The sequence below is a fragment of the Brevibacterium sp. Mu109 genome (assembly GCF_900169375.1).
Classification (GTDB): domain Bacteria; phylum Actinomycetota; class Actinomycetes; order Actinomycetales; family Brevibacteriaceae; genus Brevibacterium; species Brevibacterium yomogidense_A.
The window spans coordinates 76756-90131 of record NZ_FXZF01000015.1 but is presented as its reverse complement, the minus strand read 5'-3'; the positions used below and the strand labels follow the sequence as shown (position 1 = coordinate 90131).

The 13376-nt window shown below is 68.7% G+C and carries 9 protein-coding genes; 6 read left to right on the top strand and 3 right to left on the bottom strand.

Annotation, left to right across the window (positions count from 1 at the left end; genetic code table 11):
* Positions 1–56: 56 nt before the first annotated feature.
* Together BSP109_RS17915 and BSP109_RS10580 are read left to right on the top strand one after the other, a co-directional pair.
* Positions 57–1910, top strand: a complete 1854-nt coding sequence (locus tag BSP109_RS17915; RefSeq protein WP_101600506.1) for a 5-(carboxyamino)imidazole ribonucleotide synthase — start codon at positions 57–59, stop codon at positions 1908–1910.
* Positions 1911–2010: 100 nt separating this feature from the next.
* Positions 2011–3159: an acyl-CoA dehydrogenase family protein gene (locus BSP109_RS10580; protein ID WP_087009276.1), complete on the top strand. Its 1149-nt coding sequence runs from the start codon at positions 2011–2013 to the stop codon at positions 3157–3159.
* Between the two features lie 38 nt (positions 3160–3197).
* Here the strand turns inward: BSP109_RS10580 and BSP109_RS10575 are convergent, their stop codons facing one another.
* A complete protein-coding gene (locus BSP109_RS10575; protein ID WP_101600505.1) occupies positions 3198–4202 on the bottom strand; it encodes a patatin-like phospholipase family protein in 1005 nt (334 codons plus the stop codon).
* A 102-nt stretch (positions 4203–4304) separates the two neighbouring features.
* Between BSP109_RS10575 and BSP109_RS10570 the strand changes: the two genes are divergently transcribed.
* From BSP109_RS10570 to manA, 4 genes are all read left to right on the top strand, one after another.
* The gene (locus BSP109_RS10570; protein ID WP_101600503.1) at positions 4305–5501 is read left to right on the top strand and encodes a pyridoxal phosphate-dependent aminotransferase; all 1197 of its coding nucleotides are present in this window, start codon (positions 4305–4307) and stop codon (positions 5499–5501) included.
* Between the two features lie 179 nt (positions 5502–5680).
* A complete protein-coding gene (locus BSP109_RS17910; protein ID WP_101600501.1) occupies positions 5681–7183 on the top strand; it encodes an LCP family protein in 1503 nt (500 codons plus the stop codon).
* 343 nt (positions 7184–7526) lie between these two features.
* Positions 7527–10319, top strand: coding sequence for an NlpC/P60 family protein (locus tag BSP109_RS10560; RefSeq protein ID WP_101600499.1), 2793 nt, complete (start codon positions 7527–7529; stop codon positions 10317–10319).
* 157 nt (positions 10320–10476) lie between these two features.
* Positions 10477–11736: a mannose-6-phosphate isomerase, class I gene (gene manA / locus BSP109_RS10555; protein WP_101600498.1), complete on the top strand. Its 1260-nt coding sequence runs from the start codon at positions 10477–10479 to the stop codon at positions 11734–11736.
* Positions 11737–11905: 169 nt separating this feature from the next.
* On the opposite strand, the gene BSP109_RS10550 is transcribed toward manA, so the two are convergent.
* Together BSP109_RS10550 and BSP109_RS10545 are read right to left on the bottom strand one after the other, a co-directional pair.
* Complete coding sequence (locus tag BSP109_RS10550) at positions 11906–12568, bottom strand: 3-oxoacid CoA-transferase subunit B (RefSeq protein ID WP_101600496.1); 663 nt, start codon at positions 12566–12568, stop codon at positions 11906–11908.
* 3 nt (positions 12569–12571) lie between these two features.
* The gene (locus tag BSP109_RS10545; RefSeq protein WP_101600494.1) at positions 12572–13342 is read right to left on the bottom strand and encodes a CoA transferase subunit A; all 771 of its coding nucleotides are present in this window, start codon (positions 13340–13342) and stop codon (positions 12572–12574) included.
* Between the last annotated feature and the right edge of the window lie 34 nt (positions 13343–13376).

The following is a 13376-nucleotide window of genomic DNA, read 5'->3' as shown; positions in this document are numbered from 1 at the left end:
CGCAAGACTATCGGCGGATGAGGACGCCGCCGCACAGCGCGCATAGACTGTCTCCCGTGACTTTCCCCAAGATCGGCGTCGTGGGCGGCGGACAGCTCGCCAGGATGATGGCGCCCGCAGCAGAGGCGCTCGGCGTCTCCTTCCATGTCCTCAGTGAGGCCGACGGCGCGTCCGCCGCGCAGGTGTCCGCATACGTCACGGTGGGCGACTACCGCGATTGGGACACCCTCAAGGCGTTCGCGGACACCGTCGACGTCCTCACCTTCGACCACGAGCACGTGCCGCCGGAGCACCTGCGGGCGCTCGAGGCGGCCGGCCACAGTGTGCATCCGGGCCCCGACGCGCTCATCCACGCGCAGGACAAGCTGGTCATGCGAGCGAAGATCGATGAGCTGGGTCTGCCCAATCCCCGCTGGGCGGAGGTGGGCTCCGTCGACGAGCTCGAGGCCGCATCCCGGGACCTGGGCCTGCCGCTCATCCTCAAGACTCCGCGCGGCGGCTACGACGGCCACGGTGTGCGGGTCATCCACGATCCCGCCGAGGCCGCCGACTGGTTCGCGGAGGCCCCCGGCACGCTGCTGGCGGAGGAGAAGGTCGCCTTCACCCGTGAGCTCGCGGTCATGGTCGGTCGGTCGCCCTCCGGGCAGACCGCCGTGTGGCCCGTCGTCGCGACGCACCAGCAGGACGGGGTGTGCAAGGAGGCGCTCGCACCGGCCCCCGATCTGTCCAGAGAGCTGTCCGCCCGCATCCAGGGCGACGTCATCGCGCTGGCCACACGCCTGGGCGTCACCGGCGTCATGGCCATGGAGATGTTCGAGGTCGACGGCGGGTACCTCGTGAACGAACTCGCGATGCGTCCCCACAACACGGGCCACTGGACCCAGGACGGCTCGATCACGAGTCAGTTCGAGCAGCACCTGCGCGCGGTCCTCGACCTGCCGCTGGGCGATCCGTCGGCGATCGCGCCGCTCACCGCGATGGTGAACGTGCTGGGCTCGGACCGCGACGACCTCTACCACTCATACCTCCACGTGCTCGCGCACGATCCCGCGGTCAAGGTGCACATGTACGGCAAGGGCGTGCGTCCCGGACGGAAGCTCGGACACGTGAACCTGTCCGGAGCGGATGCGCCGGAGCACCTGCTCGCCCGCGCTCGCCACGCCGCGGACTTCATCGCCGGCGTGGACACGAACCCCCACCCCGATTTCGGCGACGCCGCGAACGCGGCCGGCGCGGGGATCGCCACGTCCGCGGCGCGCGGAACGGAGACGGACGCACCGGCGGCAGCGGCCTCCCCAGCAGCGGGGGCGACGTCGGAGGCATCGGCGGCGACCGCCTCGGCGGCGGGGGCGGCCTCTGCCGGACCCGATGACCGGTCCCGGGTCGGCATCGTCATGGGCTCGGACTCCGACTGGCCGACGATGTCAGCGGCAGCCGATGCACTGCGGGAGTTCGGCATCCCCTTCACCGCCGAGGTCGTATCCGCGCACCGGATGCCCGAGGACATGGTCGAGTGGGGCCGCACGGCCGCCGACCGCGGCCTCGAGGTGATCATCGCGGGCGCCGGCGGCGCTGCGCACCTGCCCGGCATGCTCGCGTCACTGACCTCCCTGCCGGTCATCGGTGTCCCCGTCCCGCTCACGTACCTCGACGGCATGGATTCGCTGCTGTCGATCGTGCAGATGCCGGCCGGTGTCCCCGTCGCGACCGTCTCCGTGGGAGGGGCCGCGAACGCGGGCCTGCTCGCGGTGAGGATCCTGGCGAGCGGCGCTGCGGGAGACGAGGCGCAGGGCAGCACCGATCTGCGCAGCGCGCTGGATGACCACCGCTTGGCCCTGCGGGAGAAGGCGATGGCCAAGGGCCGTGCACTGTCGAAGCGCGTCGCTGCCGAAGGCGACGCGCACCACTGAGACCAAACCCCTGCGACGGCGTCCGCCCGGGCATCGTCGCGCACTGACCGTCCGATCGTCGGGCCCGAACGCAAGGACCCGCACCAGAAGGAGTACGAGCATGACATTCGATCTCTTCCGTCCCACTGAGGAGCACGACGAGCTGCGTGCCGCCGTCCGCGAAGTCGTCGAGGGGAAGATCACCCCGCACGCTGCAGAGGTGGACGCTGATGCCCGCTATCCGCAGGAGGCGCACGACGCGCTGCTGGCGACCGACTTCTTCGCTCCGCACGTGCCGGAGCAGTACGGCGGTGTGGGTGCGGACGCGCTGGCCACGGCGATCGTGATCGAGGAGGTGGCGCGCGGCTGCGCGTCCTCGTCGCTGATCCCCGCCGTGAACAAGCTGGGCTCGATGCCCGTGCAGCTGGGCGGCGGCGAGGAGGTCAAGGAGAAGTACCTCTCGCAGCTGGCGGAGGGGCGCGGATTCTCCTACGGGCTGTCCGAGCGCGAGGCGGGCTCCGACACGGCGTCCATGAAGACGCGCGCGGTGCGCGATGGCGACGGCTGGACGCTGAACGGTGTGAAGACGTGGATCACGAATGCGGGTGTGTCCGACTTCTACACGGTCATGGCGGTCACGGATCCGGACGGTGCGCGGGGACGCAACATCACTGCGTTCGTCGTGGAGAAGGGCGATGAGGGCTTCACGTTCAGTGAGAAGGAGCGGAAGCTCGGCATCAAGGGCAGTCCCACGCGTGAGCTGATCTTCGACAATGTCCACCTGCCCGCTGATCGGATCGTCGGGGCGGAGGGCGAGGGGCTGAAGATCGCTCTGCGGACCCTCGACCACACGCGGGTGACGATCGCGGCGCAGGCGGTGGGCATCGCCCAGGGAGCGCTCGACTACGCGATGGGATACATCAAGGAGCGCAAGCAGTTCGGCAAGGCCATCGCTGACTTCCAGGGCATCCAGTTCATGGTTGCGGACATGGGCATGAAGCTCGAGGCGGCCCGTCAGCTCACGTATGTCGCTGCGGCGAAGAGTGAGCGGGAGGATGCGGATCTGGGTTACTTCGGTGCGGCGGCGAAGGCGTATGCGTCCGATGCGGCGATGGAGATCACGACGGATGCCGTGCAGCTGCTGGGCGGTGCCGGGTACGTGGCCGATCACCCGGTCGAGCGCATGATGCGCGATGCGAAGATCACGCAGATCTATGAGGGCACGAACCAGGTGCAGCGGCTCGTCATGGGACGCAAGCTGCTCGCCTGAGCGAACGGCCGGTGCGCGAACGGCGCGGGTGGGTTCCGTCAGTGCGGAGGGGGCCTACCCGCGCCGTCATCGTCCGGAGCCAAGCCTGCGAGGTGCTTCGTCGCGGCCGTGCGACCCGCTTCGACGAGCCGGGCGATCTGCGCCGGCGACTGGTCGAAGTCCAGGGCCGACAGGCCGGATGTGTCGACGAACATCGTCCGCTCGATGGCGTCGGGATCATCGATGTGCCTGCGGTCGATCCCGTGCACCGCCGTCTCCACGAGCGCGCTCGTCGCCTGGAGCAGGTTCCCGACCGGAGCGTGGACCGCCGGGTCGTGCTCACGGGCGGAGAGGCGGATCCCGATCGTGGGCCAGCGCGCGTCCGCGCGGTCCTCGTGGTCGAAGACGGTGATCGGATAGTTGGACAGGAGCCCGCCGTCTACCAGGCTCGCGGACCCCTCCGGCCGCGTCTTCAGGCGGACGGGTCGGAAGACGTACGGGACGGCTGCGGAGGCCCCCACTGCGTCGGCGACCGACTGCTCGTCCGGATCGAGTCCGTAGTGCCCGTAGTCCCACGGGAGCAGGCTCATGCGCTGATCCGACAGATCGCTCACGACCACCACGAGCGCGTACTCGCGCTCCGGCGGCAGCGCGGAGCCCGGATCCGTCCGGCGGAGGTCTCCGAAGGTCGCGACCCCCAGGTCGCCCAGCACTCCCGTGAGCCAGTCGCGGAGGTACTTCCCCTCGTGCAGGCCCCCGGTGGCGAGCAGCGACACCGCGTCGGCGATGCCGTGGAGCGGCCCGAGCGCCCGACCCACCGCGCTGGAATCGGTGACGCGCGGCAGATCGAGCGTCGCGGCGATGTCGGACAGCCGTGTGAGCGGCTCGCCCGCATGCTGGAGTGCGGCGACCAGGGAGCCCATGATCGCGCCGGCCGATGTGCCGGCGATGCGCGGGAAGCGGTACTGCGCCCGCGCCAGGACGTCGAGTGCGCCGATGAACGCCATGCCCTTCACACCGCCGCCCTCCATCACGAGGTCGGCGCGGGGCGAGGCGTTCGTCATGGGACGAGCCTAGGACAGATGCCGGGGCGCTGCGGGGAGTGACGGGCACGGTGAGAAGCGGGAGACTGGAGACATCAGAGCCCGCCACGCGAGGAGCCCGCCATGAAGATCGCACGCCGCATCGACGGACTGGGGACGGAGACGGCCTTCGCCGTCGCACAGGCCGCCGGGGAGTGGAAGGCGCGCGGCAACCGCGTCTTCCCGTTCCACCTGGGCGACATCGACCTCCCCACCGCCCCGCACATCGTCGAGGCGATGAACGCCGCGATCGCGGACGGGAAGACCGGCTACTGCCCGGGCCCCGGCATCCCGGAGCTGCGGGAGGCGCTGGCCGACGACATCGGAAGCCGACGGGGCATGACGATCTCCGCGGACGAGGTCGTCGTGACGACGGGCGGCAAGCCGGTCATCACGAAGTTCCTCCAGACCGTCATGGACCCGGGGGAGGGGGTGCTGTACCCGAACCCCGGCTTCCCGATCTACGAATCACAGATCGAGTACCTCGGCGGCGTCCCGCTGCCGTACCGGTACGTCCCCACGGCGGACGGCTTCGCGATCGACCTCGACCACCTGCGCTCCCTCATCACGCCGCGGACGACTGCGCTCATCTACAACGACCTGCAGAACCCGATCTCCGCGGAGTCGACGGACGCGGAGCGCGAGGCGGTCGCGCAGATCGCACAGGAGCACGATCTGTGGGTGCTGTCCGACGAGGCGTACTTCGAGATGCGCTACGAAGGCGCATCCCGCTCGATCGCCGCACTGCCGGGGATGGCGGAGCGGACGGTCATCCTCTACACGTTCAGCAAGAAGTTCGCGATGACGGGGTCGCGGCTGGGCTGCGCCGTGGCGCCGCGCGCGGTCGCGCATGTGATCTCCACCCTCAACACGAATGACGAGTCCTGCACGACGCACTTCGTCCAGTGGGCCGGGATCGCCGCCCTCACCGGCACGCAGGAGCCGGTGCGCCGCATGCTGGAGGAGTTCCGGGCGCGGCGCGACGCCGTGTGCGACCTCGTCAACACGATCCCGGGGATGAGCGTGGAGGTCCCGCAGTCCACGTTCTACGTCTTCCCCGACGTCACGGATGCCGTCCGTCGGATGGGCCTGACGAGCGTCAGCGAGTTCGCGGAGCAGGCGCTGCGCAGCACAGGGGTCTCCTTCTGCACGCGCGAGCACTTCGGAAGGCGGCAGCCGGGCGAGGACCGGGAGTACATCAGGCTCGCGTACTCCGGGATCGGGCTCGACGACATCACGGAGGGGCTCACCCGTCTGCGCGCGTGGGTGGACTCCGTGTGAGCGCCCGCGACGTCTGTACGGCCTGAGTCCGTGCGCCCAGACACGACCGGGACCGGACATGGCCGAGACAGGACATCCAGCGATCTCTCACCGACCTGCCGGGGCGGGTTCCGTGAGAACCGCCCTCTGATCGTGCATTGTGGTGCTGTTCGCCGTTCGCTACACCCCGAGGCCCCCCTGTGACCGAGAAGCGCTCACTGCAGTACGCGGATCCAGTCCGCGAGCCCCGCCACCTCGACGCCCCGCGTCGTGACGTGCGGGGGTGGGTGCTGCTCGCAGCGACGATCCTCATGCCCGGCAGCGTCCAGTCGTTCTTCCGCGTGCGCGGGTCCCGGATCCCACTGGTCATCACACTGCTCACGTGGCTGCTCGTCGCGGTCGCGCTCATCGTGGTGCTCATCAGGCGCCAGTTCGCGTTCACCCTCGCGACGAACCCCTTCCTCCTCACGTTCCTGCTCGCCCTGCTGGTCATCGCGGGCGTGAACTGGATCCTGTGCCTCCTGGGCACCGTGCGCAGGGTCAGGCTACACACGCTCAGTCCCAGGGCCCGGAAGCGGTTCCTGGCGGCGGCGACGGTCGCCGTCCTGGTCGTCACGGGCGGCACCGCCTACGGCACGTACATGATGAACAGCCAGCGGGAGCTCATGTCCGACCTGTTCGCCGGCGGTCTGGGTGAGCGGCCCGCGGACGGCCGGTTCAACATCCTGCTCCTGGGATCCGACGCGGGGAAGGGCCGTGAGGGGATCCGTCCGGACAGCATCACCCTGGTGAGCGTCGATGCGAAGACCGGCGGCGCCGTCATGATCGGCCTGCCCCGCAACATGCAGAACGTGCCCTTCACCGAGGACAGCCCGCTGGCGGCCGTGCACCCGAACGGCTTCGACTGCGGCGACGAGTGCCTCCTGAACGCCGTCTACCAGCAGGGGGAGGAGCACGCGGACGAGTATCCGGACGACGTGACCCCCGGGGTCGAGGCGATGAAGGAGGCCGTCGGCGGTGTGACGGGCCTCGACGTGCAGTACCACGCGATGATCGACCTCGAGGGCTTCGAGAGCCTCATCGATGCGATGGGCGGCATCTCCGTCGTGTCGGAGAAGCGCGTGCCCATCTCCTCCGAGGTCGACCCCGCGACGGGTGAGCACGGGCCCGTGAAGGAGTGGATCGAGCCCGGCGAGCATCACTTCGACGGCTACCACGCGCTCTGGTTCGCACGCTCGCGCGAGTTCTCCTCCGACTACGAGCGGATGGTCCGACAGCGCTGCGTGCAGGACGCGATGGTCCAGCAGCTCGATCCCTCGACCCTCCTGCTGCGCTTCCAAGACATCGCGAAGGCGGCCCCGGACGTCGTGTCGACGGACATCCCGCAGGTCCAGGTGGACCGCTTCGTGGACCTGGCACTCAAGACGCGCACCGCGGGGACGACCTCGGTGGACCTCACGCCGCCCGAGGTGAACCCGACCCACCCGGACTTCGCCGAGGTCCGGCAGCTGGTGGCCGACACGGTCGCGGAATCGGAGCAGGCGGCCGAGGAGGCAGAGGCTGCCGGGGCACTGCCCACGGATGCGATGGGCGCGACCCAGGACGTCTCACTGTGGGCTGCGCCCGCGGCGGGGGCGGCCGGCGACGCGGAGGACGCGGAGGGCTCCGAGGCGGACGCCGCCTCGATCTGCAGCGTGCCCTGACGAACAGCGGTAAGCTGTTCCGGGCGCTGTCGCCCCGCGCTGCCTGAGGGAGGACTCGCAGCCGGCTCACGGTGTTCCCTCCCGCACGGACGTGACGAGCGTCACGTGCGAATGTGATCGATCTGCGAGATCTGCCCGGATCCTCACAAAACTTTTTCAGCCGCCGTTCGGCGCGAGAACATGCGGAACCACACGCGTGTCATTTCCTTTTCCCGCTGGATTTCAACTAAGACACGCCGAAAATATGTAACAATCTTGAGATGTTGAGGTGGTTCGCCGCATCCAGCGACGACCCCACTTCGTAGAAGCCTCCTTCCCTGACTTCCTCACAAAGGCTGAAACGATGAGAATTCTGGTCCCTTCTGTAGCCGCATGCGCGGCCGCGGTCATGGTGACGACGTTCGGACTCTCGAGTTCGACCGCCGCGATCGCGGTTCCTGTCAATCCCGAAATCAGTTCGTCGCCCCTGACGGACATCAGCGCCGACGGCCTCGATGAGATCGGGGCACGCGCCTCCTCCGAATCCACCACCACCGCGTCGAACCGCGGGCTGATCAACGTGCCCGGACTGCTGCGCGCCGACAACGGCTCGACCGCACAGAACGCCTCCGCGGGCCCGCTGGCACCGCAGGACGGAGCCTTCGAGGCGGCGAACACAGGCCTCACCGATTCGTCGGAGGAATCAGCAGAGGGCGATGCGCCCGCGCTGGGCGAGCCCGATGAATCCACGACCGAGTCCGAAGACCCGGAATCGTCCGAATCATCTGAGTCCTCCGAACCGGACGCGACCGACGACCCCGTCGTCGGATCCGTGCAGGAGGAGACCGAGGACGGCACCTCGATCGCTGCGATCTCCGAGGTCGTGGACGTCCCCAGCGGCAACCCGAGCATCGTGGGCGTGACCTATGAGGGTGACACCGATGTGTCGTTCGAGGTCCGTCAGAAGACCGGCGGCGAATGGGGCGCCTGGGTCGACCTCGAGATCGAGAACATCGACGAGGGCGGCAACGGCACGGAGCCGTTCATCGTGTCCGACGCAGAGGGTGTCCAGCTGCGGGTGCTCGGCGCCGCCGACGCACCGGCGGAGACTGAGCTCGTCCTCGTCGACCCGAAGTCGTCCGCGGCCGATGCGGCCGCCGTCGAGGAGAACCAGCCGGTCCTCCCGCCGCAGGCAGACGCGGGCGATGAGTCCGCAGCGCCGTCCGACGAGGACGCATCCGACTCCGCCGAGGGCGCAGAGACCGCCGAGGCCCCTGCCGCCGATGCTGCGAACGCAGCATCCGCGGACAGCGCGTCCGTGAAGAACGCGTCCTACGTGCCGGGCAGCTCGTCCGTGCAGAACACCGCCGTGAAGAAGGTCGACAAGCCGTCGATCGGCTCCCGCAAGTCGTGGGGCGCCAACGAGAACCTGCGGAACGGCTCCGCCGACTACGCGAGCTCCGTCAAGGCCGCGGTCGTCCACCACACGGCCGGTGCCAACGGATACAGCGCCGGTGACGTCCCCTCGATCCTCCGCGGCATCTACAGCTTCCACACGCAGGGCCGCGGCTGGAACGACGTGGGCTACAACGTCCTCGCGGACAAGTTCGGCCGCCTCTGGGAGGGCCGCGCCGGTGGTGTCAGCAAGGCCGTGATCGGCGCGCACGCCGCCGGCTACAACACCGGGTCCTTCGGCATCTCCGTCATGGGCTCCTACGACAAGTCGGCGCCGCCGCAGAAGACGATCGACGCGGTCAACCACGCGATCGCCTGGAAGCTGTCGCTGGACGGCGTGTCCGCAGCGGACAAGACCACGCTGGGCGGCAAGCGCGTCCGCACTGTCATCGGTCACCGCGATGTCGGCCAGACCGCCTGCCCCGGTGCTGCGTTCTACTCCAAGATGGGCGGCATGCGCTCTGCGATCGAGAAGATGCAGGACGGCGGCGACACCCCTGAGGACAAGAAGGACGACGACAAGAAGAAGGACGACAAGAAGGACGAAGACAAGAAGAAGGACGACAAGAAGAAGGACGACGAGAAGAAGTCCAAGACTCCTATCGAGAAGAAGTACGAGGGCAACGTCGAGCAGCTGGGCAAGCCGTCCGGCAAGGAATTCAAGATCGCCGGTGGCCTGGGCCAGAAGTACGCGAAGGGCCACATCTACTACACGAAGGACACCGGCGCGCACATCGTGAAGGGTGCCTTCGACGACCGAGTGGACGAGAAGCTCCTCAAGCAGATCGGCTTCCCGAAGGCCGACCGGAAGGGCGGACTCAAGGACAAGGGCCTCTACCAGCCCTTCCAGAAGGGGTCCATCCACTACACGAAGTCCACCGGCGCGCACGCGACGACCGGCATCCTCCAGAAGTACTGGAAGGACAAGGGCTACGAGAACGGCCACCTGGGATACCCCACCAGTGATCTGACGGTGAAGGACGGCCGCGCCGAGCAGTCGTTCCAGGGCGGACGCCTCGTCTGGGCAGAGGGCTACGGCACGACCGAGTTCTCCGCTGACGGAGATCTCAGTGCCGGCGTCGAGGATCTGAGCCCCCGTGACGGAGGTGAGTCCGGCGAACCCGGGGAAGGCCCGTCGGACGAGCCGACCGTCGAACCGTCGGACGAGCCCACGGCAGATCCTTCCGAGGAGCCCTCTGAGGAGCCCACGACAGAGCCCACCGAGGATTCGTCACCGGAACCCAGCCGCAGCGCCACCCCCGAGCCGACGAAGACCGCGGAGCCGAAGCCGACCAAGACGGCCGACCCCAAGCCTTCGAAGAAGCCGGAGAAGACTCCGGAGCAGAAGGAGGAGGAGAAGCGCGCCGACATCATCGCTGAGGCGAAGAAGCACATGGGCGTGCCATACCGCTGGGGCGGTACCTCTCCGTCGGGCTGGGACTGCTCGGGCTACACGCAGTACGTCTACGGCAAGAACGGGATCGACCTGCCGCGCAACACGAGTGCGCAGAAGGCAGCAGGAGAGGTGATCTCCGCCAAGGAGGCGAAGCCGGGCGACCTCGTCTGGATCCCCGGTCACATCGGCATCATCTCTGAGACCAAGGGTCAGATGTACGATGCGGGGTCCTCGCGGACGAACACGTCGAAGCGCAGCTACAGCTGGATGCTCGATCGTGGAGCGGTCTTCATCCGCGTGATCTGATCTCGGAGCTCGGAGGGTGGGGAACCTTCCGGCATGCCGGTCACGAGCGGCCCCGCACCTGAACAGGGTGTGGGGCCGCTCGTGCGTGGTTCGGCCGCACGAGTGGCCTATCGTAGGCTTCGCGGGACGTGTTGGATGCGGGTGGACGAGGAGATGGATGCAGCGGCTGACGAACACCCGGAAGGATTATGCCTGGGGCAGCCCGACGGGCATTCCGGAGATCCTGGGGCAGGAGCCGGACGGCACGCCCGTCGCGGAGCTGTGGGTGGGTGCCCATCCCGGTGCGCCGTCCACGGTCGACGGCCGCAGCCTCGATGCGCTCATCGCTGAGGACCCCGTCCGGTTCCTGGGCGAGGAGTCACTCGCGCGCTTCGGTCCGCGCCTGCCGTTCCTCCTGAAGGTCCTCTCCGCCCGCAGCGCACTGTCCATCCAGAGCCACCCGACCCGGGAGCAGGCCGAAGCCGGTTTCGCGCGCGAAGAGGCGGCAGGGATCCCAACGGATGCCCCGCATCGCACGTACAGGGACTCGTGGCACAAGCCGGAGCTGCTCTACGCCCTGGGCGAGTTCCACGCGCTCTGCGGGTTCCGGCCCGTCACAGCCGTCCTCGCGACGCTCGAGCGGTTCGCGCACGCACTGGAGACCGCCGAGGCCCCCGCAGAGGCGCGCGACGCACTGGCGGCGTGGCGAGACGCGCTGACTCGACCACCACGGGATCCGCGCGCTGACGCCGTCGTGCTGCGCACCGCGGTCGAGCGCCTCCTGGGTGAGCCCGCGCGGTTCGGCGCACTCGCCGACGCCCTGGCGGCTGCCCTGGCTGATTCTGCGCTCCGCTCTGCGGCTGCGGACGACCCGTCGCACGTCGGCAGCAGCACGGACCCGGTGCACACACTGCAGGAGACGCACGCGGACTTCCCACACGACCCGGGGCCGCTGGTGGCAGTCATGCTCCGGCGCCACCTCCTGCAGGCGGGTGAGTCACTGGTCGTCGAGTCGGGCAGCATCCACGCGTATCTGCGGGGCATGGGCGTCGAGATCATGGCCTCGAGCGACAACGTTCTGCGAGGCGGCCTCACGGCGAAGCACGTCGACGTGTGCGAGCTGGTCCGCACGGCACGCTTCGACACGCACGCCCCGGACCTGCTCACACCGGACGACGCCGGTGAGCTGCGGGGGAGGACCGATGACTTCGTCCTCACGGTCATCACGGAAGCTGCGGGCCGTCGCCTGGAGCGCTCCGGCGCCCTCACCCTCCTCTGTACGGAGGGGGCCTTCATGCTGCGTACCGAGGGCCCGGGCGACGCGGGCTCCGCCTCACTCGAGCTGGCTCGCGGGGACTCCGTGTGGATCCCGGCGGATGAGCCCCGCCCCGCGGTGACCGGCATCGGGTCGCTCTTCGTCGCCAGCACGGGGCTGTGACCGTCTGAGCTGCGACTGGCCTGTGACAGTCCGGGCTGCGGCCGACCGGGCTGTGACCGCCTGGGCCGTGACTGTCTGACGCGCGCACAGACGACAGCGGGCGGGGACCCCTCGGAGGATCCCCGCCCGCTCTCCCAGGTCGCAGGCTTCTGCTGCACCCGTCTGACGATCAGGCGACTGTCGCGGCCTCCGGCACGTCTCCGGTGATGGGCTCGAGGCCCTGGGTCTTCTCCTGGATCTCCTCGACGCTCACGCCGGGGGCGCGCTCGATGAGGCGGAATCCGGTTCCGGTGACGTCGAGGACCGCGAGGTCGGTGATGATGCGCGAGACGACGCGCTCACCGGTCAGCGGCAGGTCGCATGCTTCGAGCAGCTTCAGCGACCCGTCCTTGGCCGTGTGGTCCATGAGGACGAGGACCTTCTTCGCGCCGTGGACCAGATCCATCGCGCCGCCCATGCCCTTGACCATCTTGCCGGGGATCATCCAGTTGGCGATGTCGCCGTTGCCGGCGACCTGCATGCCGCCCAGGATCGCCACGTCGATCTTGCCGCCGCGGATCATGCCGAAACTCACCGCGGAGTCGAAGAACGCCGCACCGGGGTGCATCGTGACGATCTCCTTGCCCGCGTTGATGAGGTCGGGATCGACCTCGTCCCGGCGGGGGTAGGGGCCGACGCCCAGCAGCCCGTTCTCCGACTGGAGGACGACGTGGACGCCTTCGGGGATGTAGTTCGGAACGAGCGTGGGCATGCCGATGCCCAGGTTGACGTATGAGCCGTCGGCGAGCTCCTCAGCCGCGCGGGCGGCCATCTGATTGCGTGTCAGGCTCATGGGTCAGTCCTCCCTCACGGTCATCTTCTCGATGGGCTTGTCCGCGACCTGCTCAGGGGTGAGCTGGAGGACGCGAGCGACGTAGATGCCCGGCAGGTGGACGTCGTCCGGGTCGATCTCGCCGACCTCGACGAGCTCCTCGACCTCTGCGATCGTCGTGTTCGCGGACATCGCCGCCGGCGGATTGAAATTGCGGGCGGAGGCGTTGAAGACGAGGTTGCCCGCACGATCGCCCTTCGCGGCGCGGACGAAGGCGTAGTCCGTGGGCAGCGACTCCTCGAGGACGTACTCCTGCTCCTCGCCGAACGTCGAGAGCGCCCGCGTGTCCTTCTTCGGCGAGGACTTCACGATGTTCCCCTCGCTGTCGTACTTCCACGGGATGCCGCCGTCGGCCACCTGGGTGCCGGACCCGGTGATCGTGTAGAAGGCGGGGATGCCGGCGCCTGCGGCACGCAGCTTCTCCGCCATCGTGCCCTGCGGGGTCAGCTCGACCTCGAGCTCCCCCGACAGGTACTGGCGGGCGAACTCCTTGTTCTCCCCGACGTAGGAGGCGATGATGCGGCTGATCTGCCGCGTCTCGAGGAGCTTGCCCAGGCCGCGTCCGTCCACCCCTGCGTTGTTGGAGATGACCTCCAGACCCTTCGCACCCTGCTCGCGGACCGCGTCGATGAGCACCTCGGGCACTCCGACGACTCCGAAGCCCCCGACGGCGATGCGTGAGCCGTCGGGGATGTCCTTCACCGCTTCTGCTGCTGTCGAAACCACTTTGTCCATGGTTCGGATTATTGCACGGGACCGCATGATCGCG

Bases quoted from the DNA above. Each gene is read 5' to 3' on its own strand.
- BSP109_RS10580 (WP_087009276.1), top strand. From the start codon at position 2,011: ATGACATTCGATCTCTTCCGTCCCACTGAGGAGCACGACGAGCTGCGT.
- BSP109_RS10575 (WP_101600505.1), bottom strand. From the start codon at position 4,202: ATGACGAACGCCTCGCCCCGCGCCGACCTCGTGATGGAGGGCGGCGGT.
- BSP109_RS10570 (WP_101600503.1), top strand. From the start codon at position 4,305: ATGAAGATCGCACGCCGCATCGACGGACTGGGGACGGAGACGGCCTTC.
- BSP109_RS10560 (WP_101600499.1), top strand. From the start codon at position 7,527: ATGAGAATTCTGGTCCCTTCTGTAGCCGCATGCGCGGCCGCGGTCATG.
- manA (WP_101600498.1), top strand. From the start codon at position 10,477: ATGCAGCGGCTGACGAACACCCGGAAGGATTATGCCTGGGGCAGCCCG.
- BSP109_RS10550 (WP_101600496.1), bottom strand. From the start codon at position 12,568: ATGAGCCTGACACGCAATCAGATGGCCGCCCGCGCGGCTGAGGAGCTC.
- BSP109_RS10545 (WP_101600494.1), bottom strand. From the start codon at position 13,342: ATGGACAAAGTGGTTTCGACAGCAGCAGAAGCGGTGAAGGACATCCCC.